The sequence below is a fragment of the Microbulbifer mixtoriginis (SeqCode) genome (assembly GCF_052467515.1).
Genome location: NZ_CP174314.1, coordinates 1,879,931 through 1,904,669, shown reverse-complemented (window position 1 = coordinate 1,904,669; position 24,739 = coordinate 1,879,931). Strand labels below are relative to the sequence as shown.

Annotated in this window: 28 protein-coding genes; 4 read left to right on the top strand and 24 right to left on the bottom strand. The window is 51.8% G+C overall.

Annotated elements, in window-relative coordinates; translation table 11 throughout:
* Positions 1 to 102: 102 nt before the first annotated feature.
* The 5 genes from ACJJIT_RS08260 to ACJJIT_RS08240 all read right to left on the bottom strand — a co-directional run bounded on the left by ACJJIT_RS08260 (position 103) and on the right by ACJJIT_RS08240 (position 4,568).
* Positions 103 to 1,761: an alanine/glycine:cation symporter family protein gene (locus ACJJIT_RS08260; protein WP_252081822.1), complete on the bottom strand. Its 1,659-nt coding sequence runs from the start codon at positions 1,759 to 1,761 to the stop codon at positions 103 to 105.
* Positions 1,762 to 1,869: 108 nt separating this feature from the next.
* Positions 1,870 to 2,895, bottom strand: coding sequence for a D-cysteine desulfhydrase family protein (locus tag ACJJIT_RS08255; protein ID WP_444900614.1), 1,026 nt, complete (start codon positions 2,893 to 2,895; stop codon positions 1,870 to 1,872).
* A 51-nt stretch (positions 2,896 to 2,946) separates the two neighbouring features.
* Entirely contained in the window at positions 2,947 to 3,537 is a 591-nt protein-coding gene (locus tag ACJJIT_RS08250; RefSeq protein WP_444900613.1) for an OsmC-related (seleno)protein, read from the bottom strand.
* A 136-nt stretch (positions 3,538 to 3,673) separates the two neighbouring features.
* Positions 3,674 to 4,006 carry a preprotein translocase subunit YajC gene (gene yajC / locus ACJJIT_RS08245; protein ID WP_020415218.1) on the bottom strand — a complete coding sequence of 111 codons (333 nt, stop codon included), beginning with the start codon at positions 4,004 to 4,006 and terminating at the stop codon, positions 3,674 to 3,676.
* Between the two features lie 115 nt (positions 4,007 to 4,121).
* A complete protein-coding gene (locus ACJJIT_RS08240; RefSeq protein WP_020415217.1) occupies positions 4,122 to 4,568 on the bottom strand; it encodes a helix-turn-helix domain-containing protein in 447 nt (148 codons plus the stop codon).
* Between ACJJIT_RS08240 and ACJJIT_RS08235 the strand changes: the two genes are divergently transcribed.
* Positions 4,560 to 4,742, top strand: a complete 183-nt coding sequence (locus tag ACJJIT_RS08235) for a hypothetical protein (RefSeq protein WP_252081826.1) — start codon at positions 4,560 to 4,562, stop codon at positions 4,740 to 4,742. The genes ACJJIT_RS08240 and ACJJIT_RS08235 overlap by 9 nt on opposite strands.
* A 248-nt stretch (positions 4,743 to 4,990) precedes the next feature.
* On the opposite strand, the gene bcp is transcribed toward ACJJIT_RS08235, so the two are convergent.
* The 17 genes from bcp to ACJJIT_RS08150 form a co-directional block, all read right to left on the bottom strand.
* Positions 4,991 to 5,467, bottom strand: coding sequence for a thioredoxin-dependent thiol peroxidase (gene bcp, locus ACJJIT_RS08230; RefSeq protein WP_252081827.1), 477 nt, complete (start codon positions 5,465 to 5,467; stop codon positions 4,991 to 4,993).
* An 82-nt stretch (positions 5,468 to 5,549) separates the two neighbouring features.
* The gene (locus tag ACJJIT_RS08225; RefSeq protein ID WP_444886357.1) at positions 5,550 to 6,071 is read right to left on the bottom strand and encodes a DUF2244 domain-containing protein; all 522 of its coding nucleotides are present in this window, start codon (positions 6,069 to 6,071) and stop codon (positions 5,550 to 5,552) included.
* A 394-nt stretch (positions 6,072 to 6,465) separates the two neighbouring features.
* Positions 6,466 to 7,446 (bottom strand): malate dehydrogenase, encoded by a 981-nt coding sequence (locus ACJJIT_RS08220; protein WP_444890161.1) that lies wholly within the window; start codon positions 7,444 to 7,446, stop codon positions 6,466 to 6,468.
* A gap of 131 nt (positions 7,447 to 7,577) precedes the next feature.
* A complete protein-coding gene (locus tag ACJJIT_RS08215; RefSeq protein ID WP_444900908.1) occupies positions 7,578 to 8,201 on the bottom strand; it encodes a dUTP diphosphatase in 624 nt (207 codons plus the stop codon).
* A 28-nt stretch (positions 8,202 to 8,229) separates the two neighbouring features.
* Positions 8,230 to 9,006 carry a TatD family hydrolase gene (locus ACJJIT_RS08210; RefSeq protein WP_444900612.1) on the bottom strand — a complete coding sequence of 259 codons (777 nt, stop codon included), beginning with the start codon at positions 9,004 to 9,006 and terminating at the stop codon, positions 8,230 to 8,232.
* Positions 9,007 to 9,013: 7 nt separating this feature from the next.
* Entirely contained in the window at positions 9,014 to 9,367 is a 354-nt protein-coding gene (locus ACJJIT_RS08205; RefSeq protein ID WP_020415211.1) for a PilZ domain-containing protein, read from the bottom strand.
* 128 nt (positions 9,368 to 9,495) lie between these two features.
* The gene (locus ACJJIT_RS08200; protein WP_444900611.1) at positions 9,496 to 10,515 is read right to left on the bottom strand and encodes a DNA polymerase III subunit delta'; all 1,020 of its coding nucleotides are present in this window, start codon (positions 10,513 to 10,515) and stop codon (positions 9,496 to 9,498) included.
* A 67-nt stretch (positions 10,516 to 10,582) separates the two neighbouring features.
* A complete protein-coding gene (gene tmk / locus ACJJIT_RS08195; RefSeq protein WP_444886359.1) occupies positions 10,583 to 11,203 on the bottom strand; it encodes a dTMP kinase in 621 nt (206 codons plus the stop codon).
* A gap of 5 nt (positions 11,204 to 11,208) precedes the next feature.
* Positions 11,209 to 12,273, bottom strand: coding sequence for an endolytic transglycosylase MltG (gene mltG, locus ACJJIT_RS08190; RefSeq protein ID WP_444900610.1), 1,065 nt, complete (start codon positions 12,271 to 12,273; stop codon positions 11,209 to 11,211).
* Entirely contained in the window at positions 12,267 to 12,998 is a 732-nt protein-coding gene (locus tag ACJJIT_RS08185) for an aminotransferase class IV (protein ID WP_444884692.1), read from the bottom strand. Before ACJJIT_RS08185 ends, mltG begins: the two co-directional genes overlap by 7 nt.
* Before the next feature lie 79 nt (positions 12,999 to 13,077).
* Entirely contained in the window at positions 13,078 to 14,319 is a 1,242-nt protein-coding gene (gene fabF / locus ACJJIT_RS08180) for a beta-ketoacyl-ACP synthase II (protein WP_252081834.1), read from the bottom strand.
* 195 nt (positions 14,320 to 14,514) lie between these two features.
* Complete coding sequence (acpP, locus tag ACJJIT_RS08175) at positions 14,515 to 14,751, bottom strand: acyl carrier protein (protein ID WP_152453358.1); 237 nt, start codon at positions 14,749 to 14,751, stop codon at positions 14,515 to 14,517.
* 222 nt (positions 14,752 to 14,973) lie between these two features.
* The gene (gene fabG, locus ACJJIT_RS08170) at positions 14,974 to 15,729 is read right to left on the bottom strand and encodes a 3-oxoacyl-ACP reductase FabG (protein WP_444900609.1); all 756 of its coding nucleotides are present in this window, start codon (positions 15,727 to 15,729) and stop codon (positions 14,974 to 14,976) included.
* Positions 15,730 to 15,774: 45 nt separating this feature from the next.
* Positions 15,775 to 16,719, bottom strand: a complete 945-nt coding sequence (fabD, locus tag ACJJIT_RS08165) for an ACP S-malonyltransferase (RefSeq protein WP_444900608.1) — start codon at positions 16,717 to 16,719, stop codon at positions 15,775 to 15,777.
* Between the two features lie 52 nt (positions 16,720 to 16,771).
* Positions 16,772 to 17,818, bottom strand: coding sequence for a phosphate acyltransferase PlsX (gene plsX / locus ACJJIT_RS08160; RefSeq protein WP_444884690.1), 1,047 nt, complete (start codon positions 17,816 to 17,818; stop codon positions 16,772 to 16,774).
* Positions 17,819 to 17,821: 3 nt separating this feature from the next.
* Positions 17,822 to 18,016 carry a 50S ribosomal protein L32 gene (rpmF, locus tag ACJJIT_RS08155; RefSeq protein ID WP_252081838.1) on the bottom strand — a complete coding sequence of 65 codons (195 nt, stop codon included), beginning with the start codon at positions 18,014 to 18,016 and terminating at the stop codon, positions 17,822 to 17,824.
* A gap of 74 nt (positions 18,017 to 18,090) precedes the next feature.
* Complete coding sequence (locus tag ACJJIT_RS08150) at positions 18,091 to 18,633, bottom strand: YceD family protein (protein ID WP_252081839.1); 543 nt, start codon at positions 18,631 to 18,633, stop codon at positions 18,091 to 18,093.
* Positions 18,634 to 18,740: 107 nt separating this feature from the next.
* Here ACJJIT_RS08150 and ACJJIT_RS08145 point away from each other — a divergent pair, with 107 nt between their 5' ends.
* Positions 18,741 to 19,340: a Maf family protein gene (locus ACJJIT_RS08145; RefSeq protein WP_252081840.1), complete on the top strand. Its 600-nt coding sequence runs from the start codon at positions 18,741 to 18,743 to the stop codon at positions 19,338 to 19,340.
* Here ACJJIT_RS08145 and ACJJIT_RS08140 read toward each other — a convergent pair.
* Together ACJJIT_RS08140 and rluC are read right to left on the bottom strand one after the other, a co-directional pair.
* Positions 19,330 to 19,974, bottom strand: coding sequence for an HAD-IA family hydrolase (locus ACJJIT_RS08140; protein WP_444900607.1), 645 nt, complete (start codon positions 19,972 to 19,974; stop codon positions 19,330 to 19,332). The two genes, ACJJIT_RS08145 and ACJJIT_RS08140, sit on opposite strands and share 11 nt — an antisense overlap.
* Positions 19,975 to 19,986: 12 nt before the next feature.
* A complete protein-coding gene (gene rluC / locus ACJJIT_RS08135; RefSeq protein WP_444900606.1) occupies positions 19,987 to 20,982 on the bottom strand; it encodes a 23S rRNA pseudouridine(955/2504/2580) synthase RluC in 996 nt (331 codons plus the stop codon).
* Between rluC and ACJJIT_RS08130 the strand changes: the two genes are divergently transcribed.
* Both ACJJIT_RS08130 and ACJJIT_RS08125 read left to right on the top strand, forming a co-directional pair.
* Positions 20,981 to 21,172 carry a hypothetical protein gene (locus ACJJIT_RS08130; RefSeq protein ID WP_444900605.1) on the top strand — a complete coding sequence of 64 codons (192 nt, stop codon included), beginning with the start codon at positions 20,981 to 20,983 and terminating at the stop codon, positions 21,170 to 21,172. The genes rluC and ACJJIT_RS08130 overlap by 2 nt on opposite strands.
* A gap of 607 nt (positions 21,173 to 21,779) precedes the next feature.
* The gene (locus tag ACJJIT_RS08125) at positions 21,780 to 24,689 is read left to right on the top strand and encodes an Rne/Rng family ribonuclease (RefSeq protein WP_444900604.1); all 2,910 of its coding nucleotides are present in this window, start codon (positions 21,780 to 21,782) and stop codon (positions 24,687 to 24,689) included.
* The last annotated feature ends 50 nt before the right edge of the window (positions 24,690 to 24,739 follow it).

Genomic DNA, 24,739 nt, shown 5'->3' with positions numbered 1-24,739 from the left:
CTGAACAATCTGGCCCCGTTGCCATACCAACAGGGCCAGACAATAAAAAAGGCAGCCACTAGGCTGCCTTTTTTATTCTAGGAGTAACCCTTGCAAGCCAAGTTACTTATGGCTGGGGTCCTTCCAATAATCCTTCACCGTTGACTTCATCTCCTTCGCCAATATCGTAATACCAAACAGGTTCGGTAAGGTCATAATGACGATAGCTACCGCAGACAGGTTCCAAATAACGGTGGTGTCCTCAATCGCCGCCCAGAAGAAAGCTATCACATACACAATTCGGTAAGGCATTACCGCCTTCGGACCAAACAGGTAGATCATAGAGCGATCACCATAGTAGGACCAAGCGATAGCGGTCGAGAAAGCAAACATGAGAATACCCAGAGTTACAATCAAGCCACCGTATTCTCCGAAGAAACCGCGCTGGAAAGCTTTACTGGTCAATGCAACGGAATGAACCAGGGATTTACCCCAAATATCCACATCCTCATTAGCAAACTTACCATCAACAACATTAAGCACACCGCTAAACTGATCTTCACCAACACGGAAATCCAGATCTTCTGCAATTGAGCGTGCATGAATCAGGGTGAAATCCTGCAGGTTTAGAGGCTGCCCATCAGTGACAACCACTGATCCGTTATAGGGCTTCACATCACTGGGTTGACCACTTAAGTAATTAAACAGCTGTTTAACCTGCTTGGGGTCACTCTCTTCGTAGCGACCTTCGACAACATATGTGTCAGCCCCCTCAAACAGGTTTTCGTGTTTTTCAGTCCATACACCGGAAGATAAGATTACCAAGCCAGTCAGAGTACAGATAATGATGGTGTCGATAAACGGTTCCAGTAGTGAAACCATGCCTTCGGAAACAGGCTCATCGGCACGTGCGGCGGCGTGAGCAATCGGTGCAGAGCCCTGCCCCGCCTCGTTGGAGAAGAGGCCACGATTCACACCACGGTTAAAGGCATAGGCAAAACTGGCTCCGAGGAAACCACCTACAGCAGCACTTCCAGTGAAGGCATCACGGAAAACGGCTACAAATGAAGGGACGATATTTTCTATATTGTAGAAAATCACACCCAACGCACCAATTACATAGATCAGTGCCATTGCCGGAACGATAGTGGAGGTAACCTTGGCAATTCGGGTAATGCCACCGATGATCACCATCCCCAGCAGGATGGCAAGCACACCACCAGTGAGCGCTTTCTCAATACCGAAAGAATCGTGCATCGCCTGGGCAATATTATTCACCTGGGGCAAGCTTCCGGTACCGAAGGAACAAATTACTGTGGCGATGGCAAATAACACTGCCAGCCACTTCATATTGAGACGGCGCTCCATATAGAACATAGGACCACCTGCGTAGTAGCCATCTGCCGCTTTAATACGATATTTATGTGACAGTGTTACTTCGACAAACTTGGTTGTCATCCCCAGGAAGGCGGTCATCCACATCCAAAACAAAGCGGCCGGGCCGCCCAGGAAAATAGCGAGGCCAACACCACCGATATTACCAGTACCTACAGTTCCTGAAAGAGCGGTAGCCAGTGCTTGGAAGTGAGAGGTATCTCCTGGGTCACCGGGTTTATCATATTTCCCCTGGACAATCTTAATCGCATGTCCAAAGTAACGAAATTGCGGAAACCCAAGATAGATAGTAAAAAAGAAACCTACCCCGAGCAGCACCCACGGGAACCAAGGTGCCGATCCGAGCATACCGTCCAACGACAGTAGCAGCTGATTAAAGGAATCCAAACTAACCCCCCACTTCTCTGAACCAATTCTGATTGTTTTATATACAGCCACAGCTGTAATTTGTTGCGCAGGTTAGCAGCTTCCGAAGCACTAGAACAGTAAAGGGGCCTAAACCCTATTAAAAGAGAAGTTATGACGATAGGGGAACAAGGCAAACTGCCCCCCCGAATGTAGAAATACCAAGTTACTAGATCCTTTATAATGGCCTTTTCTCAATTCTTGCATCAGCCCATAAAAAGCTTTACCGGTATATATAGGGTCCAACAAGATTCCCTCTAGAGCAGCAATCTCTTCAATCATTTCGTAGATTGGAGGTTCAGCCTTGGCATACCCCGGCCCAATATAGTCGGCATTCACATGCACTTGCAGAGATTGCAGATCCACAGGGTTTCCCGATAGCCTGCTCCAATGGCGGATATCCTCTCTCACTTTGGTTTGAAAATAAGTGGCATTATCGCAGACAGCATAACCTGTGACCTGAACACCAAGCCCCAGCAGATAGCACCCCATCGTTAAACCCGCCTGGGTACCTCCGCTACCAGTGGCACACACAATATGATCCGGCCGGAATCCTCTCATTCGACAATCTGTAATAAGTTCTTGCGAAGCCGAGAGGTATCCCCACAAGCCCAGTCCATCGCTGGCACCAATAGGGATACGGAAGGGAATGTGCCCGCGCTTCGAATATTGATCAGACCAAAAATTGAACAGCCTCTTGAGATCTTTGGCAAACTCTTCAGGCGAATGGATGCTCACTTCTGCCCCCGCCAACTGATCCAGCAGTAGGTTTCCATCTGCTTGGGCTATGGGCTCACCACGCAATAACAGGTGCACTTTGAGTCCTAAGCGAGCACCGACAAGCGCAGTGGTGCGGCAATGATTGGACTGAATACCCCCGGCGGTGATCAAGGTATCGCTGCCCTGCTTTATGGCCTCAGCAACAACAAATTCAAGTTTTCGCAATTTATTACCTGACATTCCAGATTCAGTCAGGTCATCCCTTTTTATCCAAATTCTAGGGCCGCCAAAAGGAAAGGAATATTGTTTACTAATCCTATCCAGCGGCTGTATTGGCGTGGGAAGATGGGCTAAACGTATCCGCCTAGGTAAAGAAATCGGCAAACTGCCAGGCATAGCAAGCTCCATTGCAAATACCAAAAAGGCTTATCGGTAAAGGCATCAACTCTAGGGCTCGTTAAAAACCAATGTAATCCTGGCAGGAACAGCATTTACTACAGTCTGTAATCCCATACAGGCAGCTCGGCAAACTCCCACCATTCTCTCAATCGCTTCCCTCGACTCTGCAGATTTAACAAAAACAACGGTTTCTACTCCTTCACAAACCCCCTTAGGTGGAATATCAGTACATTCCTGCATTTTGTACACCTCAGCCTTAAAACGCATCTGTTGCTCAATCTTGACACTTTCAATATTCAGTTTGTTCTGATTAATGTAGATGCTGATATGACTGAGAAAACAAAAAGCAATACCTGCTGATAGGTAATCAAGTGGTGCCGGTGCGCTATCCGTACCTCCAATAATGGTGCCTTCATCGCAGAGTAATTCAAAAGCACTACATCCCGGTACGTTCGCTTGTACAGTGGCAGTCTTCAGGTATCCCTCTTCCAAAGCTGCTTTAGCCGATAGGTTAACTTGAAAGTGAAAACTTCCCCGCACTTTAACTGGTGGATCCACTTGAATTTTGGATAACTTAGGAAGTGCCGTAACTTTTCTAACAATGGCTGCTTTCAAAGCATTTTGGCTATCGCTTTGCATATGGGGCTTCCTGAAAATTTCTAAATCGATTAACCAGAAGTATCGCCCGAGAAAATCTCACTTGCCGAAAAACGAGAAAGCCCGGCATATGCCGGGCTTTCCAATCTGAATCACTAAAAAATCTAGTAAAAAGCTATCAGATCTTCTTTATCGTGCCCTTGGGCAAAACAGCATGAACTGCTACTTTCTGGAACTTCAAAGACATATTGTCTGCAACTTCCAGCACGATGTAATCTTCGTCCACCTTGTCTACACGACCCAGCATACCGCTGCTCATCACGACTTCGTCACCCTTTTTCAGTGCACCAACCAACTCTTGATGCTCCTTCTGGCGCTTGCGCTGAGGACGGATGATAAAAAACCACATGAAAGCGAACAGGCCCGCAAACATCAACAGGGTGATCATGGGGTTACCCTGTGGCGCCGGTGCCGCTTGCTGTGCCATGGCGGAGGGGATAAAAAAGCTCATGCAAAACCTCAAAGAGTCAGCCTATAAAATTGCCGCCAACTCTAACGGGTTTCCCCTGTTGAGGCAACGGATTGGGCCGATCAACAAGAGACCGGCCTAACCAATTCGCACTCACTTAAAAGCGTTGACGCACCTGACGGCGATAACCAGTTGGCGACATACCGGTCCAGCGCTTGAAGGCACTGGTAAAGCTGGTCCGATCAGAAAAATCTAAAATCCTTGAAATTCCGTCAACACTCAGGGCGGTATCTTTGAGGAAGTGCACCGCGTGGCGGAAGCGCACGTGGTCACGCAGTGAGGCAAAGCTCAAGTTATGCTCCTGCAAACGACGCTGCAAAGTCCGGGTGGACATGCTTAAGTCGGAAGCAACGGGGCGAATAGCGAGAGAAGCCTTACCAATGCGCTGTTCGAGCACATCGATGACTCTGGCAGCAATGCCAAAGCTGGTAGCTTCCGGTGGGGCCAGCAGCTGGTCGAGAATATTCGGGTCGCCGGATATTCTGGCCTGCTGCAGGGATTTATCTTCAGAGAGCGAAGTCTGGTCGGGCTGAGTATGGTTCATCGAGCTGCTCCTTTTGAGTTCCGTGAGCCGCAGTTATTTTTCTATGTCCGCATCCAGCGAATCCCGGTTGCCCCTGCCCACACCAACACACCTACAACTTCGGCGGACTACTACTCGATGCGGGATGCACCAAAAACAGACATCGAATCCTTCACAGAGATGTACAATTTTTAAACTAACCGCTCCGGCAATACCCAAAGAGAAACACTCTCTCGCCGGCGCACCTTTCCTTTACATCTGCCAGTATAGACCAAGAATTGAGAATGCAAGGGACGACAGTGGTTTTTTTCATCTTATTGTGCCGCAGAAGACAAAATTGAATGGTCCCGGTACGCAATTTCAATGAAAACTCAAGGAAATTCGGGGGCCAGAGGCTACCCTACCCCCTTAGAAAGAGTTTGCAGAAGCTGTGTAACAGATAATCAATCCAGATTTTCAGCCACCCAGCCAAGCACATCATCACTGTGGGTCTTGGTTTTCACTTTGTCGATAACATGGCGTAAGCGTCCACTTTTGTCGATGATAAAAGTTGTCCGGATTAGCCCCATATACTCTTTGCCCATAAACTTCTTCAGCCCCCAGCAACCGTACTTGTCCGCAATCTTGTGATCCTCATCGGACAGGAGGTCGAAGTTCAGCTCATGTTTATCAATAAATCGCTGCAACTTGGCTTCTGGGTCTGGGCTCACACCGAGAACAACAGTGTCTAGCTCCTTAAACGCATCGGCACTATCCCGGATACCACAAGCCTGTGTTGTACAACCTGGGGTCAGTGCCTTTGGGTAGAAATAAAGCACAACATTGCTTTTTTCGCGGAAATCTTTCAGTGAAACCTTCTCTCCGCTTTGGTTTGTCAGTGTGAATGCCGGTGCCAAATTGCCAATTTTGGGAAAAGACATAAGAAATCCCCTGAAGTGTTGGTTTACGTTTTGGGGGGATTATAACGAAAAGTACTAACTGAAATGCCAAGAACTCCATCATTCAAAACTGGTGCAGGCGAAACTCCTTCTCCCTGCGCGCAAAAATGCCTATTTTCCTCAGCTTTTGCACTAACTCTGCCTTCTCTGCATCGGTTAAAAACTCACCTACCTCCAGGCATCCTTCTGGACCGCTAAAGGTCACCGAGGCAGGCTCAGCCGGACTGTTACCCATCCTCACCAGCAAGGCAAGATTTCCCCGTGAGAACTCCCGATGATAGACAGATTGCTGGCGGAACCCTTTACAACAATCGAACACAACCCGCTCATCGCTAATGCGGATTACTTCGCGACGGGTCCCCTCTAGGTAGACATAGGTGAATAAAACTGCGAGTAGTAAAATTTCCAACCCTGCAAATGGCAGGATCATCCAAGCCCCAGCAAAGGCAAAAGCCAAACTAATACCAAGGGAAACACCAACCAGGGAAAAGAACACCCAAAGATTTCCCGTTGCCGACAGGGATTGATTAGGCTGAAGAAGAATACAGGCGCATCGAGGGGCTTGGCGGCCGACTTCTGTGACCATGGCAAATACTTCCAGACAATACTTACCTAATCAGTGTAGTGCCGCCGCCATCAGCCCACACTCGTATATAGACCCGCCAGTATTCAGGCTACCTCATTCTATTTTAAATACCATTAGCAAAAGTCACTTTATTAAGCTGCGGCTAAAGGAACCCTAATCTAGCCTTTCTGAATAAGCCACTGTTGGCGGGATTGAAAAAATAAGAGGAAATGCCCTCACTTGGTATCGCTTACTTCTTACCTGAAATACGCAAACTTTTTTATCTGGACTAGCTGGCGATTTTATAGCTACAGCGAAGTCAATAAATCAGCGCCGAAGAGCCAAATAAAAAAGCCCGCACACTGGTGCGGGCTTTTTAGACGAACCAGCCATCAAGGCCGATCAATCGACAGGCTTAGGGCAGCAGGTGAGCGACTGCATCACGCTCTTCCGCCAACTCCTGCTCGGTTGCAGTCATCTTCTCGCGGGAGAACTCATTGATCTCAACACCCTGTACGATTTCCCAATCCCCACCTTTGCAGGTGCAAGGGAAAGAGTAAATCAGGCCTTCCTGAATACCGTAGGAACCATCGCTGAATACAGCCATGCTGGTCCAGTCACCCTCAGCGGTGCCCAGAGCCCAATCGCGCATATGGTCGATAGCAGCATTGGCAGCGGAAGCCGCAGAGGAAGCACCACGCGCCTTGATGATAGCTGCACCACGCTGTTGAACCGTCGGGATGAAGTCGTTTTCGTACCACTCCTGCTCCACTTTATCCATCGCCGCAGCACCGGCAACCTTCACCTGGTGCAGGTCTGGGTACTGAGTGGAAGAGTGGTTGCCCCAAATGGTCATATGGGTAATGTCGTTAACGCTGGAATCAGTTTTATTCGCCAGCTGGGACAGAGCACGATTGTGATCCAGACGGGTCATCGCGGTGAAGTTACGCGGGTCCAGGTCTGGCGCATTGCGCTGAGCAATCAGGGCATTGGTGTTAGCCGGGTTGCCAACAACCAGTACTTTTACGTTACGAGAAGCAACGTCGTTCAGGGCTTTACCCTGTGCAGAGAAGATAGCAGCGTTAGCTTCCAGCAGGTCTTTGCGCTCCATACCCGGTCCACGGGGACGCGCGCCGACCAGCAAAGCATAATCTGCATCTTTGAACGCAATAGTAGCGTCATCGGACTGAACGATACCCGCGAGCAGCGGGAAGGCGCAGTCTTCAAGCTCCATAGCAACGCCTTTCAGCGCTTCTAGTGCCGGGGTAATTTCCAGCAGCTGCAGAATAACTGGTTGATCTTTACCCAGCATCTCGCCGGAAGCGATGCGGAACAGCAGCGAATAGCTGATCTGACCGGCAGCGCCGGTAACAGCAACACGAACAGGTGCTTTCACGATAGTTCTCCTCGTTTGTAAGCGGCCGCATTATAGGGCCTCTTGAGCAAATTTCACCTCAAGCGGAGCAATTCTCAACTCAATTTGCCTAACAAAACTTTAATTTTTTATAAGAGACGCCAAAAAAAGGCTCAAGCCGAGGCAGCTTCCCGGTAACGTTGCTGCAAAATACGATAAACCTGCTCGCTGTAATCTACTGCCGAGGCATCAAGCTCAGCGGCGATTTCCGCTAAGTGCTCATTGTCTTCACGTCCGCCCCAGTTCTTCACATAAGTTCCTTCTTTGTACCCGTTATCCTGGCGGAATCGATTGAGTACGTTCTTTCCTACATAACGTTGATACAGTTCAGTAAAAGGCATCTCTGTGTCGGCAAGAAGCTGCGCAAACCCTGGCAGATCAAATTGTTTACTTGCCAAGGTGCTCAAAGTAAAGGCCTCCAGATCTTCACGAAAATCACCGGGCTCTCGCTGGCCAGCCTCTAATTCCTTAAGCATCTTTTCAGCGACTTGGGCCGGAGAGCCCTGTTGCAGCTCAAGACTCAGGCCAAAATGCCAGATATCCACCAGCTCCAACTTTACCTGGTCGATATCCGGCTGCTGCTTTTTCCACCACTTCCAGCCGTAATGATCCAAGAGTTCCGCGCTTTCTACCCAGATCGCGCGATACCAGGCAAAATTTTGCGCACGCCAGTTTTTGTTAACAACGGTATTAATTTCGTCCTGCAGGGTCAGCATGACCTGCAATTGTTGCTTCATCATATAGGGAACTTCTAACTAGCCGGGCTTAGGCAGCCCGAGGAAATAATCGGAGAAAGTTTTCTGTAGTGATTTCAGCCAGCTGCTCGTATGAAATTCCGCGCAACTCAGCAATAAATTCGGCTACTTCTCGCACATAAGCCGGGATATTGGGCTTGCCACGATAAGGAATCGGTGCAAGGTAGGGAGAATCTGTTTCCACCAACAGGCGATCGAGGGGCAGTTTGCGCGCAACATCGCGCAGATCCTCAGCATTTTTAAATGTCACAATACCGGAGAGGGAAATGTAATAGTTAAGATCTAATGCGGCCTTGGCCATCTCCCAGCTCTCAGTAAAGCAATGCAATACACCGGCTGTTTGTGGGTTTCCGTACTCTTGAATCAACTGAATTGTATCTTCACGAGCATCGCGTGTGTGCACAATAACCGGCAACCCCAGCTGACCTGCGGCCTGCAAGTGAGCAATAAAGCTCTGCTGTTGGGTCTCTTTGGTGTCCGTACTGTAATAATAATCAAGACCAGTCTCCCCAAGTGCCACTACCTTGGGACGCTCAGCCATCGCGATCAGTTCGTCCACCCCAGCGAGACCGGATTCAACATCCAGCGGATGTATTCCAATAGAGCAAAAAACATCCTCATATTTTGAGGCAATTTCTACGACGGCATCTGCATTTTCCAGACTGATACCAACACATAGGAATTTCCCAACTCCTCGGCTGCGTGCGAACTCCAAGACTGCATCCAGATCGCCATCAAATTTATCGAGCTTCAGTCTATCCAGGTGACAATGAGAATCTACGAGCATGTGAAAATTACAACGTGTGAGTAGGTCGACTGGATTCAAGGGTGCCAGCCAGGTAAGTTTCTATCTTGTTTTGTGCAATGTTGTCCTTGTCACCAAACTGAACGCCAATACCCGGCGTACGGTTTCCCTGGGCTCCATTAGGGGTTATCCAGATAACCTTGCCTGCCACCGGAATTTTTTCCGGCTCATCCATCAAGCTTAACAACAGGAATACTTCATCGCCGAGGCTGTAGGATTTATCCGTGCTGATAAACAAGCCACCATTTTTTACAAAGGGCATATAAGCGGCATAGAGAACCGACTTATCCTGGATTTTCAGCGATAGGATGCCGTTTCGGGCACCGCCTCCCATGGCTTTCATGCTCAACCTCAATGTTTTAAATGTTGCGCTAACTTATCTGAGCGTACTGTTTCTGTCCAGAACACTACACCTTCCCGGTAGAAAGAAGCTTAATGCCCCCGCGTGAGGTTACGGCTTTACATTTCTCATTAAGCAAAAAGCCTAGACCACCGTATCATCAACTCCTCCAGCAACAAGCGGCGATTGGGATTCGCTCCACTCGCAAGCCCCTTACGCGCCTGAACGAGGTGATCGTAGAAACCAAACAGTGGGCGCAAACTGCCTTGCCCTATTCCTGGGAACCTCTGAAGAAGGGCCATAACCTGAGTATCGCCAGTGGAATCACAACTGCGCACCCTAGCCATTTGGGCAACCCATTGCTGCCAAAATTGAATAAGCTGGGCCAGATCTGCAGGCTCGGGCGGAGTCTCCCAGCGACCTGCAGCTGCCACAGCCCTTGCACTACCCTGAGCCAGGGCAATTAGCTCCCCCAGAAAGCGCTCCCGAACTTCCTCGCATTTTGGCTCGGCCAATTGCGTAGCCAATAATGGCGCCCCACCGGCCAACGCCAGGGCCTTGGTTGCCGCACCTTCCTTCAAACCATATCCATGCAGCCACTGCAATGCCATTTCTGCAGAAGGGGATGGAAAAGCAACAGCTTGGCAACGACTGCGAATTGTTGGCAGTAAACCTGCGGGAGAGTCACTGACCAGAAGGAAAATCACTGATGCCGCAGGCTCCTCCAGGTTTTTTAATAGCGCATTGGCCGCATTGATGTTCATAGCTTCCGCTGGCGCCAGCCAGACCAAGCGCGCCCCCCCGCGCCCACTGGTGCGGGAGACAAAATCCCCCAGCTGGCGAATCTGTTCAACCTTAAGCGGACCGCCTACCTTTTCAGGCTCTACCCGAAGAAAATCCGGGTGCGACCCCGCCTGCCAAAGGTGGCAATCCTTGCAACTTCCACAGGCCTGCCCTTCTCTGGGCTGCTCGCACAATACCAGCGCAGAAAAAGCCTCAGCAAAAGCGCGTTTGCCAAGACCAGGCTGGCCACTCAGTAATAGGGCATGAGGGCATCGACCAGCGCGCCACTGGGTACCAAGCCGTTGCCACTGTTCCGTTTGCCAGGGTAGTAAAGAAGGAATAGGGGTATGTTCAGGTACTTCAGACACTGCCAATTGCCAAATTTGTAACTGGAAACTTCACCACACTCGTGGTGACCATATTTTAAAGCGTGCATCAAAGAAGCCGCTGTAACTCCTGCCCCAGCTGTTGCTGGACCTGCACTAAAGGTTGACTAGCATCGACAACGGCATAGCGCGAAGGGGCTGCCTGAGCACGTTCACGATAAGCTTCACGCACCCGGTGGAAGAAAGCCAGCTGCTCACTTTCAAACCGGTCGGCAGCTCCAGTACTGGCAGCGCGCTGTAAACCTATTTGCGGGTCCAAATCTAAAAGAAGCACCTTATCAGGCCGCAAATCGCCCTGCACATCATTTTCTAAGCGCTCGATTAGAGCCCTGTCAAGCGCTCGCCCCCCACCTTGGTAGGCATAAGTGGCATCAGTAAAGCGGTCACAAATCACCCAGTCACCCCGTTTCAAGGCCGGGATAATCACTTTCGCCAGATGTTGTGCTCGAGCGGCAAAAACCATAAGCAGCTCCGCCGTGGGATCAACAGCCTCGTCACGCTTAGCCAGTAGCAACTCCCGCAGCTGCTCAGCCAGGGGAGTGCCGCCTGGCTCACGGGTTTGAATAAATGGAATATTACGATCAGCTAACCACTGGGTGATAAACTGCAGGTTGGTAGACTTGCCAACCCCCTCCCCGCCTTCCAGGGTTATAAATTTTCCGCGCGACACTATTTCTAATTTCCTTTTGCCGGACTGGAGCGGTAATCCGCTCGTCTTTTCAGCTGATACTCCCGCACCGCACGGTTGTGCTCTGTCAGAGTGGCTGAGAAATGATGTGAACCATCCCCCTTACCTACAAAATACAGGCTTTTGCCGGGCTTTGGGTTCAGTGCGGCGCGGATAGCCGCGCGTCCCGGCAGTGCAATTGGCGTAGGGGGGAGCCCATTGATTACATAAGTATTATACGGGGTTGGCAGGCGAAGGTGTGCTCGGGTGAGGTTACCATCATAGTCTTCCCCCAGCCCATAAATTACGGTGGGATCGGTTTGCAAGCGCATGCCCATATTTAGGCGCCGCACAAAAACTCCGGCAATTTGACTTCGCTCGGAAGGCTGACCAGTTTCCTTTTCAATCAACGAAGCCATAATCAAGGCCTCATAGGGTGTTGCGTAAGGGAGGCCATCCTCTTTTGCCTGCCACTCTTCATCCAGCACGCGCTGCATACGTTCATACGCTTCGCGTAAAAGCTCAATATCTGTAGTCCCAGAGCGATATACATAGGTATCTGGGAAAATCCAACCTTCCTCAGCACCCTCTTTCAGGCCAAGAGCCCTGGCCGCGGCACTGACACTACTGCCAGCCTCAGATCTAACAACCCTCTGCCCCGAGCGAATCTTTTGCAGCGCCTGCCGGAAAGTCCATCCCTCGACTAAAGTAAGTCGATAAATGGTGACGTCACCCCGGTTTAACCGGGTAATTAAATCCACTGCCGTACTTCCGCTGGGTATCAGATACTCACCAGAGTGGATATCGGTTTTGCCCTCCCAATAGGCATAGGCAAGAATCAATCGCGGCCAGCTAATCACCCCGTCACTTTTCAGTTTCCGCAAGGTTCCAGATAAGCTGCTGCCTTTTTGCACTTGGAATTGCAGGCCCTTTTCTCCCACAGCCAGTGGAGTCGCTAGGGCCATCTGTAACATCCACAGAGAGGCTCCGCCCAATAAGGCAACGAGGAGAAAACCACTAAACAGGATTTTCCAAAACTTGAAAGGAGAACTTGTCCGCTTTTTCTTTACCACAATGTTTCCATGATCAAATGCTGCAACCCTCGAACACCAGCCCCGATCGACCAACGTTGACGACCGATAATCTCGACAACCGGCAATACCCCGCGCACGCTGTTACACAATGCTACTTCATCAGCCCCGCTCAGATCCCGAATTTCTAAATCTCGCTCCTGCCACTGAATCTCACTGGATAACCAGTCCCGCATGACGCCCCGGACACCACAGCGATGCAAATCAGGCGTTATCCAGGTATTACCAAAGCGAGCCAGTAAATTACAGCGCAAGCTCTCGATAACCCTGCCCTCACTATCTAACATCAGGCCATCGATACGCTCCCCGTCAGGAAGCTCAGATTTCGCCTTATTATATCGATTGCGACATAGAAGTTTGCTGCCTAAGTTCCTACTTTTTGAAAGTGGTAGATAGGTCTTACAGGGGTAAAGTCGAACTCCAAGTTCAGTCTCGGCAGTCAACTTTAGCGGCAACAAGGACAGATCCCAGCACCACTCACCACCAACCGAACCCAGCCGCAATCGGGCGATAGCCATTTTCTGGTTAAGCTGCTCAACCAACCGGGGTATGCACTGATCAATCTCTTTAAGGAGCAGCTCATCCAAACCAGCATTCCGGGCCAGGCGCTCTCGGTGTAGCGGCCACAGCGGCAACCTTCCGTTGTGACAGCGCATGGTTTCGAGGATTCCATCTTCGTAACTCTCATCAGCAGGCAAGCTCAGCACAGGTCGGCTTCTGAGAAAAAATTGTGGCAATTTGCACATATCAGGATGGGAGTTGCCCGCCCAGAGGCGGGCAGACAGATCAGGTTCGCTTGAAGATTAATGAACCATTGGTGCCACCAAACCCAAAAGAGTTAGATAGTACCGAATTAATTACTCTAGGCTGGGCCTCCTGAGGCACTAGGTTGATATTTTCACAAGCCTCGTCTGGGTCATACAAATTGATTGTTGGCGGTGCCATCTGATCGCGCAGAGCGAGGACAGAGAAAACTGCTTCAAGAGCTCCTGCAGCACCGAGAAGGTGGCCAGTCATAGACTTTGTAGAGCTTACCGCCAGCTCTTCTAAAGAATCTGCAAAAACCTCACGAACAGCCTGAATTTCAGCCGTATCTCCCAATGGCGTAGAGGTGCCATGTGCATTGATATACTGGATATCAGCAGCATTCATACCGGCGTCATTAAGCGCATTCTGCATGGAGAGCGCAGCCCCAGCACCATCTTCTGGAGGCGAAGTCATATGATGGGCATCGCCACTCATACCAAAGCCTGCAAGCTCCGCGTAAATCTTTGCGCCGCGGGCTTTCGCGTGCTCGTACTCCTCCAGGACAAGTACTGCAGCTCCCTCTCCCAGCACAAAACCATCTCGACTTTTATCCCACGGGCGGCTGGCCGTCTTGGGGTCATCATTGCGCGTAGAGAGCGCTCTGGCCGCACAGAAACCACCGAGCCCAACAGGCGTAGTGACCATTTCGGCCCCGCCACACACCATAACATCCGCATCGCCATACTGAATGGTCCGCATACCCAATCCCAGAGCATGAGTGCCAGTAGTACAGGCTGTTGTGACAGCGAGATTTGGGCCCCGAAGACCAAATTTTATCGATAAATTGCCAGCGACCATATTGATGATGGCACCCGGCACAAAAAATGGTGACACTCGTCGGGGGCCCTTGTCGGCAATCAACAGGGCATTATCTTCAATAGCCAAAATGCCTCCCATACCGGAACCGATACAGGTCCCCATACGCGACGCATTCTCTTCATTAATTTCTAGACCGCTATCTTCCATCGCCTGGTTACCCGCAACCAGGCCATATTGCAAGAAAGTGTCCATCTTGCGCGCATCTTTTGCGGCTACATAAGGAGTCGGATCAAAATCTTTCACCATAGCGGCGAAGCGGGTTGAGAACGCCGAAACATCAAATGACTCTATTGGAGCAGCTCCACTGACGCCCTTTAGGATGCCAGACCAAGTCTCCTCTACGGTGTTACCCAGCGGGCTCACTGCGCCCATTCCGGTTACAACAACTCTTCTGTGCGACACTGCGGTCCCCCCGAAACTCTTACTGCCACTGCTCTCCCTTCAATCTACATACGAAGGAATCAACACTAGAACAGCAGTCACAATTCCATAGTGCAAATATAAAGAGAGCCGCGCTATGTAACATAGAACGGCTCTCAGAAACGCTTGGCTACGCACAGTAATAAAACTGTTCGCGCCTAAACCACCCAGCAGGAATTAACCAAGGTTGTCCTTGATGTAATCAATTGCCAGCTGAACAGTTGTGATTTTCTCAGCTTCTTCATCGGGGATTTCGGTTTCGAATTCCTCTTCCAAAGCCATTACCAACTCAACTGTGTCGAGTGAGTCCGCGCCCAGATCTTCAACAAAAGAGGCTTCAGGCTTAACGTCTTCTTCCTTCACGCCCAGTTGTTCAGCAACGATCTTTTTAACGCGCTCTTCAATGCTGCTCATGATTCAATTTAACTCCTAGTGGGTAAAAATCTGTTTTAGTCGCTATTGTTATTTCGCCAATCCAATTAACAGCGATAACGACCGGCTCACACAGCTTTTGGATAATTCAGAGGCCATTGTACCCCAAGTTTTTAGGGTTGTAATGCACGGCTCTGCGGCACCATCAGCAAATACAAAAAACTTTTAAAAATCAATAGGTTATTGAAATATTTTCAACGTACCTCAGGCCATATACATGCCGCCATTGACATGTATCGTCTCCCCCGTGACATAAGCTCCGGCATCACTCGCCAGGAAGGCCACAACAGAGGCAATCTCTTCGGGCTGCCCCAAACGACCCAGAGGGATCTTACCAAGAAGCGCCTCGCGCTGCGCCTCAGGCAGTACTTTGGTCATATCGGTATCAATAAAACCCGGGGCGACCGTATTCACAGTAATTCCGCGAGAGCCAATCTCTGCAGCCAGGGACCGAGCAAAACCTGCTACTCCAGCCTTGGTGGCCGCGTAATTGCTCTGACCCGCGTTGCCCATGCTACCCACCACGGAGCTGATATTGATGATACGCCCCCAGCGCGCCCGAGTCATATCTCTGAGGCAGGCTTTTGTCATACGGTAGACAGCGGATAAGTTTGTCTCGATCACCGAGTCCCACTCATCATCTTTCATGCGCATGAGCAAATTGTCTTTTGTGATTCCCGCGTTATTAACCAAAATGGCCGGCGCCGCAAAATCATTTTTCACTACTTCTAGCAGCCCAGCGATACTTTCCACACTGGTGACATCAAGTACCATACCTGCGCCATTGAAGCCCTGCTCGGCGAAACGCGCACTAATTTTTTCGGCACCACCAGCACTAGTGGCAGTACCGATGACCACTGCGCCTTGGCTGCCCAACATATCCGCAATTGCTGCACCTATGCCGCGACTGGCACCAGTGACCAGGGCAACTTTGCCCTCAAGGGAGGTCTTCAGACTCATACTTGCTTTATCCTTATTTGACCATTGCCATCGTGCCTGAGCAACTCAGGCGGCTGTAGATCTCAGCGCTTCATTAAAGCTGCTGGGAGTGTCTATACCGTGACAAACGGCACTGCGATCAATACGCTTGATGAGACCAGCCAGCACCTTACCCGGACCACACTCGACCAGCTGGGAAGCACCATCGTTTATCAGCTTTTGCGCACAGGCAGTCCAGCGAACCGGACTATATATCTGCTCAATCATCAAAGCCTTGATCTTCGCAGGATCAGATTCAGTTTCGGCATGCACGTTGTGTACAACAGGGATTTGCGGGGCACTGAATTCCGCCGCCTCGATCTGAGGGGCGAGCTTCTCCGCTGCCGGACGCATTAACTCAGTATGAAATGGCGCACTCACCGGCAAAGGCATGGCACGCTTTGCACCGGCCGCCTTACAGGCATCTATCGTCCTTTCTACAGCAGCACTATTGCCTGCAATTACGATCTGGCCCGGAGAGTTGTAGTTCACCGCAGCCACCACTTCACCTTGAGCGGCTTTAGCACAGAGCTCTCCCACCACATCATCATCAAGCCCTATCACTGCGGCCATAGCTCCTGTACCCACGGGTACAGCTTCCTGCATCAGGCGGCCACGTTCACGAACCAGGTGGACAGCATCTTTAAAAGCCAGGACACCGGAACACACCAATGCCGACCACTCCCCAAGACTATGCCCTGCCATGCGAGCGGGCACCGCACCACCACGAGCGCGCCAATGGCGATAGAGAGCAACACTGGAGGCTAAAAGAAGAGGTTGTGTACGCTGGGTAAGATTGATTGCTTCCTGCTCACCATTTTGACAGAGATCCCAGAGGTCATATCCCAGAACTTCTGAGGCTTCAGCAAAGGTGGATTGGATTTCAGGGGCCTCCTGAGCAATTTCGGAGAGCATGCCGATCTTTTGAGATCCCTGCCCCGGAAAGACGAATGCAAGCGCGGCATTGGTCATAAGATATCCTTAAACCTGTTTGGCAAATTTCAGTAGGAGGGAGGTGTAGTATCTACCCCATTTCCTTTGAGTTTCGCTCGCCAGCTTGTACCAAGGCGGCGCCAACTCTGGCAGCCAAATCGGCATCGGCACATTCTTTTGCCGTCACCATAGCCCGGTAAAAAGCTTCGCTGCTGGCACCCCCGTGACTTTTAATCACGTTGCCCTTCACCCCTACAAAGCTGGCGCCATTATAGCGAGCGGGTTCCACCTGTGTGCGCCATTTTCGCAACAGCTTTATGGCTAATTGGCCAAAAAAACGTTTGAAACACCCCTTTTTCTCAATGGTGAACGCTTTTTGACCCATCAGTCTAATCACGCCTTCGGCGGATTTCATGGCAACATTTCCCATCAAACCGTCGCACACAACTACATCGACAGCCCCGGTAAAGATGTCGTGCCCCTCCACAAAACCCACATAGTTAACCTGTGGATCCCCCTCGAGGAGCTCGGCCGCCCTGCGTATTTCAGCAGTACCTTTGTGCGCCTCGGCACCAATATTCAGCAGTGCAACCTCAATGTCCGCACGCGGAACGCCAGTGTGGAGATGCTGAGCCTCAATACCCATACGCGCAAACTGCAGTAGATCTTCCGCGCTGCACCCCACATTTGCGCCGAGATCCAAAAGGTAGCAGGAACCGTGCCCTGAGGGTACAGACTTGCCCAGTGCCGGCTTGCGAACGCCCTCAATATTACCCAGAACACTGCGACTTAAGGCCAAAAGGGCGCCGGTATTTCCAGAGGTAACCATTGCCTGGGCACTACCTTCCGCCACAGCTTTTAGAGCTTGTGCCATGGTGGAGTTGCGCTTATGGCGAACCGCCTGCAAAGGGTTGCACTCTTGGGTAACAACCTGCTCACAAGGGATGATTTCAAGGCGATCGGGAATTTGGGCGTGGCGCTGCTCGAGGAGCAGAGCTTCTAATTGCGCGCGCGGGCCGAAAAGTTTCAACTGCGCTTCAGGGAAATTTTGAAGAAATCTAATACAGGCCGGAACGACAGAGCGGGGACCTAAGTCCCCGCCCATTGCATCCACGGCCAATCGCAATTGGCTGGACAAAGCTTACTCTTCTTCGGAGCCGCCGCCGATGTCGATCACCTTGCGACCACGGTAGAAACCATCTTTGGTCACGTGGTGGCGACGGTGCTTTTCACCAGTAGTCGGGTCTACGGAGAGAGTTGCACCGGCGCCTAGCGCGTCGTGTGAACGGCGCATACCGCGACGGGAACGAGTCTTCTTGTTTTGTTGAACAGCCATTGCTAGCTCCTAAAATAAACAAATTTCGCTGGAACCGGGGCGCCTACCGGCGAGCCCAAACTCTAAGAGAAAATCTAGGATTTTCCCGAAGAACCCTTCAACTGCTCCAGCACTTTAAAGGGGTTTTCCCGTTGCTCACCCGCTTCAGATGCCTTCTCACCAATATGGAAAGTCTCCTTAGAGACACACTCCTCATCGTGATAAGCCACCATCGGCAGATTGAGCAAAATTTCATCTTCGAGGATCTGGTGTAAGTCCAGCTCATCGCCATCCTGAATCACCGGATCCAAGTCTTTGGGAAGAGCCTTGCCCTGCTCTTCAGACCAAACGATACCCCAGCAAAACTGCGCCTCGAGCTGCTCGCCCACAGGATGCAGGCAACGCTGGCATAACAAATCCACCGTGCAGTGCACCTTACCGCTAACAGTGAGGTGATTTTGCAGGTCGCGGCCAAATTGGATTTCAGCCTCGACCTCCCCTTTCACAGACTCAACGGCTTCACGTAGTCGCTGCAGTGACTCCAGAGGCAAAATACCTTCCAGATACTGCTCGCGCTGCACCAATTTTCGAGCGTCAACGCTCTTAGGCAATACTGATTTAGAGGGGGCTATCGACATAAGCGCGCAATTCTATGGACTCACCCTACCCTTGTCAAAACAATTCAGTCACTGCAGTATCGCTCGGTCACAAACTTTGACCTAACAACCATGGAACCGCCCAAATAATGGCCTCCACACTGATACTAGCTTCCAGTTCCCCCTACCGCAGGGCGCTACTGAAGCAACTCCACCTCCCCTTTCAGACCGCGTCTCCCCATATAAATGAAGATGCCAAGCCAGGGGAGGCCGCTGGCGCCCTTGCCTTAAGGCTCGCACAGGAAAAATCTCGCGCTTTAATGCGAGACAACCCCCAATCCCTGATCATCGGCTCCGACCAGGTTGCAGAATGCCGGGGGCAAATTCTGGGCAAGCCCGGTAATCGCGACAAAGCCATTGCTCAACTACAGGCCTGCTCCGGCAACAAAGTTACCTTCCATACAGGGCTGTCTTTGCTGGAAAGCGCAAGCAACCGCCAAGTGAGCACCGTGGAAACCTTTACAGTGTATTTCCGGCCACTCAGCCTTCCGCAAATTGAAAAATATATTGAGCTGGAAGAGCCCTACGATTGTGCAGGCTCATTTAAAGTGGAGGGCCTCGGTATAGCATTATTTGAAAAGCTCGACGGCACCGACATTAACACTCTTATAGGTTTACCCCTAATTCGCCTGGTAGATCTGCTCGGCGAATTTGGTATAGATCCACTGAAATCAACTGCTAAGAGCTAAGCGGCGGCCAACCCAGCAACCCGGAAAACTCATCGATAATCGCCTGAGGATTACACTCCCGCAGGCGACTTGGGCAATGGGCGCCATAGCTAACCCCCACGGCGGGCATACCAATCGCTGCCGCCATTGCCAAGTCATAAGTGGTGTCACCAACCATCACCGCATCATCAACACCGCAGTCAACTTCAGCTAGCAGCTCACTCAGCATCAATGGGTCTGGCTTGGAAGCAGTTTCATCTGCACAGCGGCTCGCTATAAATAAGTGCTCCATGCCATGCTCTTCAAACTCCCGACTGAGGCCTCGACGACTCTTCCCCGTGGCGACCGCCAACTGATGCCCCTGGCAAAGCAACGCATCCAAAGTATCTAAAACCCCATCAAATAAAGGTAGGGGTTCCACTCGCGCCGCCATCCACTCCTCTGAATAGAATTGCTTCAAGGCTTGCCGATCTTTATCAACAGCCTCGGGAAAAAGAGTGGCCACCGCCTCCGGCAAACCCAACCCAATAATATTGCTCACCGCTCCAGGAGAAAGTGCCGGCAAACCAACTCGCGCCGCTGCGCGCAGCATGCAGTCAACAATCCGCGCCTCGGAATTACAAACAGTGCCATCCCAATCGAGAATAACCAGCATCGCCGCGCCCCTTTACTCGTCTCGCAACTTCTTTAATAGCGCTTGCATTTCAGTGGGTAGCGGCGCTTCAACATGCACATCGGTGCCGTCTGGAAGCGTGCAGCGCACAGAAGCCGAGTGCAGGAAAAGACGCTTAAGACCTCGCTCACGAAACGCACGGCTATCCTCATCACCGGTGTACTTACTATCACCCGCCAGGGGACAACCAACAAACTGGGCGTGCACGCGAATCTGGTGGGTGCGCCCGGTTACCGGCTCTGCGCCCAGCAGTGTTGCCGCTTTAAAACGCTCCAACACCTGGAAGCGCGTCTCGGAAGCCTTTCCATCCTGATGCACCGAGACCATCCGCTCACCACTCTTGAGGGTATTTTTACGCAACGGGGCTTCAACAACCCTCCTACCTCGAGGCCATTTACCTACCGCCAGCGCCAGATAAGACTTCCCAATCCGTCCGCCCCTCAGTTCCGCCTGCACATGCTGTAAAACATTACGCTTGCGCGCCACCATGATCGCACCGCTAGTATCCCGGTCGAGGCGATGCACAAGCTCAATAAATGGGCTCTGCGGATACATCTGCCGGAGCACTTCAATCAAGCCAAGCCGGACGCCACTACCGCCATGAACGGCAAGGCCGGCAGGCTTATTGATCACAAGTAGGCCCTTGTCATCATAAAGTATGGAGTCGTGTACCAACTGGCGCAGCTGCTCTCCAGCATGGGGGGCAGGAGCCTGCTCTGCCGCACGAATTGGCGGCACACGCACCACATCGCCCGCCGCGAGCTTGTATTCTGCCTTTACCCGTCCTTTATTTACCCTTACCTCACCCTTGCGCAGGATTCGGTAAACGCGTGAACGGGGCACACCTTTTAGGCGCGCCTGAAGGAAATTGTCAATCCTCTGCCCAGCCAGCTCTTCAGGCACAGTCAAAAACTGCACGCCGCCAGAGGGGTTCCAGGTATCAGAGGGAGTGTCGGCCGCAGCCGTTTTCAGGGGAGGTGTACTTCGCATGATGCGCATCATAGCGCCGCTGCAAGGACAATTGAAGCACCTCCCTGCCCGTGCTATATTCGGCCAGCCTGAATTCGGCTGGTTTTCGGTCATCGGCGGCTTCCCACATGAAGAAATAGCCATGGCTTCGGAGAAAATACTGCTGTTCGGCCAGTGCGCGGGCATACCCGTGTTATTGATAAAAACTTAGCTGATGAGCACTCCCCAAAACGAGAATCTCAAGGGGGCCTCACCAGCACAACAGCCCACAGTTAAGTGGGTAACAATCGCGAAGGTAAGACGGGCCGCGACCCGCAGCGCTTGAAAGGACGACTCAAAACTTGCGTCCCGCTCTGTAGATGATGCCAGCGACCGAACTGGCAACCAGGAGACAACTGCTTACTTTAACCTGGTCAACAAAATATAGAAGAAGAGTAGCGGCCAAAAGCCGAGCTACAGAGCTAGAAACGATGACGCAAACCTTGCCACCCAGCTTGAAACTGACCCAAGGGTGGCGCCCAACCCGGCCATGGAAACCCACGGCCCCGGTACAGGGCAGTACTAAACGTAAGGTACTAAAGGAAGAAAGGTACTAGTAAGTGCCAACGGATAGCAGCACAGCATCGCATATCCGGAGTTTTTGCAGTGGAATGTTGGGCGAACGCTCGTCTCGAAAGGCCGCGTAGACTGAATTTGCGGAACAGACAGCCTCTCTAACTTCCCTGCCCCGCCACCAGGTCATCTCCTCTTGGCGGCCCATAAGCAAGCCTGCAATGAGCGGTGTCTCACCTTTGCGCAACGCAAGGAAATCGACACGCATGAAGAGAATGTTGATCAACGCAACCCAGCCTGAGGAGTTGCGTGTAGCACTGGTGGACGGCCAGTGGCTCTATGACCTGGATATTGAAAATCGCACCCGTCAACAGAAAAAAGCCAACATCTACAAAGGTAAAATCACCCGTGTAGAACCCTCGCTTGAAGCCGCATTCGTCGACTACGGTGAAGAGCGCCACGGCTTCCTTCCCCTGAAAGAAATTTCCCGAGAATACTTCCTCAAGCAACCCAAGGACATCGAAGGCCGCATCAAGATTAAAGATGTCGTCAAAGAGGGGATGGAGGTTGTTGTCCAGGTAGATAAGGAAGAGCGCGGCAACAAAGGCGCTGCCCTCACCACATTTATCAGTCTCGCCGGGCGCTACCTGGTACTAATGCCGAACAACCCCCGTGCCGGCGGCATCTCCCGTCGCATTGAGGGCGATGAACGCTCTGAACTACGTGACGCCCTAGCCAGCGTGGATGTCCCCTCTGGCATGGGCATGATTGTACGCACCGCCGGTGTGGGCCGCAGTGGCGAAGAGCTGCAATGGGATCTCAACTACCTCCTGCAACTGTGGAGCTTAATCAAAGAATCAGCGGACAAAAATAGCGCGCCCGAATTCCTCTTCCAGGAAAGCAATGTAATCATCCGAGCGATTCGCGATTACATGCGCGATGATATTGGTGAAGTTATTGTTGATGATGCGGATGCCTTTAAACTAGTAAAGGGCTTTGCTGAACAAGTAATGCCCCACTACGCCCACAAGGTAAAGTTCTACGAAGATAGCATTCCGCTCTTCAACCGATACCAAATCGAAAGCCAGATTGAGACCGCCTTTGAACGCGAAGTAAAACTTCCCTCCGGTGGCTCAATCGTTATTGATGTGACTGAAGCACTGGTCTCCATTGATATCAACTCCTCCCGCGCCACCAAAGGCGGAGACATTGAGGAGACCGCGCGCAACATCAACCTGGAAGCCGCCGATGAGATTGCCCGCCAGCTGCGCCTGCGCGATATGGGCGGCCTGGTCGTGATCGACTTTATCGACATGCAAAGCAAGTCCAATCAGCGCGAAGTTGAAAAGCGCATGGAGAAAGCTCTCAGCATGGACCGCGCCCGTGTACAAGTTGGCCGCATCTCCCGCTTCGGCTTGCTGGAAATGTCACGCCAGCGCCTGCGCCCATCTCTCGGTGAAACCACCTTCCGCGTTTGCCCCCGCTGTAGCGGCCAAGGCACTATTCGCGGCACCAAATCTCTGGCCCTCTCTATCTTGCGCCTAGTAGAAGAAGAGGCCAAGAAGGAGCGCAGCGCAGAGATTCGCGCAATTACCCCGGTAAATGTTGCCACCTACCTCCTCAACGAGAAGCGCAAGGCGATCTCCCAAATTGAGTCACGCAATAAAACCCGCGTAGTGGTCGTACCTAATGCGGAAATTGAAACGCCGCACTTTGAGGTTCAGCGCCTACGCGATGACGACACATCTACCCTCGAAACCTCCTATAAAATATCTGGAAGCGTAGAGGAAACTGTCACCAAGAAAGAAGAGCAGCCAAAGCGCCCACAAGCACAACCTGTTGTACAGCCGCTCGCGCACACCGCACCGGCCCCGACTCCGGAGAAAAAACCGGAGCCAGGTCTGTTTAGCCGCCTGATAAGCGCTATTGCTGAGCTTTTCACCAGCAAAGAAGAAGAGCCCAAGAAACATCAGAAGTCCCAAAACCGCGGTAAAGATTACCAGCGCAATCGCAACCGCAATCGCAATCAGCGCGGTGGTAACCGGGGTAATCGCAATGAGCGCCAGGCTCGCCGCAAAGACGATCGCCGTGAAGATGGCAAGAGCGATGACCTGCGCGAAGCCAGGCAGGCCGCAAAGCCGTTCGATGAGCGTGATAGCGGAGCCGACCGCGGTGAAGGACAGCGCCGTCGCCGCCGCCGCCGCAGCGGAGACAATCGCCGTAAAGATGAAAATCGCGGCAACGTCTCCGAGGGTAACACTAACGAAAACATCGCACAGGTAGATGAAAGCGCTGATCAGGATCGCCCGGCACGTCGCCCCAGCAATGTTCGCGGCCGTCCACAAGCTCGTCGTCGTGGCCGCCGTACAGAAAACACTGCCGCCACAGCCGTAGCTCAGAGCCAGGAAGAGCTAAATCGCGAAGTCAATGAAGCGATTGACGAAGCGGAAAGTGAAGCCAGGAAATCCAGGGATACCGCAGCCAAAAACTTAAGCGAAGCTCCTGTGAGTGAGGCGGCGAAGCCCAAGCACAAAGAGCAAAAAGCTCCCGAGCCCACCCAGGAAACCGAGCCCAAGCCTGTAGTGAAGGCTCCCGAGCAAAAGCCTTTTGCGCCTAAGGTTTCTGAAAGCCAAGCGGAAGTAAAACCAGTTGCAGAGCCCCCCCCAAAGGCACAGCCAGTAACACCTGAAAAGGTTACTGCAACCAGAGAAGAGCAACCCTCACCTACCCTGGTAACCCCCAAAGCCTCTCAAGAAGTAAAAGCCACAAAAGTGTCGGCACCTGCTACTAACGTGGAGGCTACCTCAGCAACTGAAGATACTGAAGAAACTGCCCTAAAAGAAGCCAGTGAAGCCGCAAAGGCATCGGTAGAGCAAGGCGACGCTATCGCCAGAGAGGAAATGATGGCTGCAGAAGCTAAAGCTTCTGAGGAAATCGCTACGCCGGCAACTCAGGGACGCGCCGGCAACGACCCGCGCATCAACCCCAAGCCATTGCTGGAGTTGGCAATCGTGACTGAGCATCGTGACATAGGCTCCCAGCAGCCGCTAGACACCGCTCAACCAGCGGCCATCCAGCACAGCCCTCGCGCACTTGCACGCCCAGCCAATGACCCGCGTATGGCACGTCAAGTAACACAGGCCAATACTGACCACAATTCTGCAGAAGCAGGCTAAGCAACCATCAAAGCCGCCAGCAGTTTAACTGCTGGCGGCTTTTTACATCT

Coding starts and splice junctions, on each gene's coding strand:
- ACJJIT_RS08255 (WP_444900614.1), bottom strand. CDS start 2,895: ATGCCTGGCAGTTTGCCGATTTCTTTACCTAGGCGGATACGTTTAGCC.
- ACJJIT_RS08250 (WP_444900613.1), bottom strand. CDS start 3,537: ATGCAAAGCGATAGCCAAAATGCTTTGAAAGCAGCCATTGTTAGAAAA.
- yajC (WP_020415218.1), bottom strand. CDS start 4,006: ATGAGCTTTTTTATCCCCTCCGCCATGGCACAGCAAGCGGCACCGGCG.
- ACJJIT_RS08235 (WP_252081826.1), top strand. CDS start 4,560: ATGGTTCATCGAGCTGCTCCTTTTGAGTTCCGTGAGCCGCAGTTATTT.
- ACJJIT_RS08240 (WP_020415217.1), bottom strand. CDS start 4,568: ATGAACCATACTCAGCCCGACCAGACTTCGCTCTCTGAAGATAAATCC.
- bcp (WP_252081827.1), bottom strand. CDS start 5,467: ATGTCTTTTCCCAAAATTGGCAATTTGGCACCGGCATTCACACTGACA.
- ACJJIT_RS08225 (WP_444886357.1), bottom strand. CDS start 6,071: ATGGTCACAGAAGTCGGCCGCCAAGCCCCTCGATGCGCCTGTATTCTT.
- ACJJIT_RS08215 (WP_444900908.1), bottom strand. CDS start 8,201: ATGAAGCAACAATTGCAGGTCATGCTGACCCTGCAGGACGAAATTAAT.
- ACJJIT_RS08210 (WP_444900612.1), bottom strand. CDS start 9,006: ATGCTCGTAGATTCTCATTGTCACCTGGATAGACTGAAGCTCGATAAA.
- ACJJIT_RS08205 (WP_020415211.1), bottom strand. CDS start 9,367: ATGAAAGCCATGGGAGGCGGTGCCCGAAACGGCATCCTATCGCTGAAA.
- acpP (WP_152453358.1), bottom strand. CDS start 14,751: ATGAGCAGCATTGAAGAGCGCGTTAAAAAGATCGTTGCTGAACAACTG.
- fabG (WP_444900609.1), bottom strand. CDS start 15,729: ATGAGTCTGAAGACCTCCCTTGAGGGCAAAGTTGCCCTGGTCACTGGT.
- fabD (WP_444900608.1), bottom strand. CDS start 16,719: ATGACCAATGCCGCGCTTGCATTCGTCTTTCCGGGGCAGGGATCTCAA.
- rpmF (WP_252081838.1), bottom strand. CDS start 18,016: ATGGCTGTTCAACAAAACAAGAAGACTCGTTCCCGTCGCGGTATGCGC.
- ACJJIT_RS08150 (WP_252081839.1), bottom strand. CDS start 18,633: ATGTCGATAGCCCCCTCTAAATCAGTATTGCCTAAGAGCGTTGACGCT.
- ACJJIT_RS08145 (WP_252081840.1), top strand. CDS start 18,741: ATGGCCTCCACACTGATACTAGCTTCCAGTTCCCCCTACCGCAGGGCG.
- ACJJIT_RS08140 (WP_444900607.1), bottom strand. CDS start 19,974: ATGCTGGTTATTCTCGATTGGGATGGCACTGTTTGTAATTCCGAGGCG.
- ACJJIT_RS08130 (WP_444900605.1), top strand. CDS start 20,981: ATGATGCGCATCATAGCGCCGCTGCAAGGACAATTGAAGCACCTCCCT.
- rluC (WP_444900606.1), bottom strand. CDS start 20,982: ATGCGAAGTACACCTCCCCTGAAAACGGCTGCGGCCGACACTCCCTCT.
- ACJJIT_RS08125 (WP_444900604.1), top strand. CDS start 21,780: ATGAAGAGAATGTTGATCAACGCAACCCAGCCTGAGGAGTTGCGTGTA.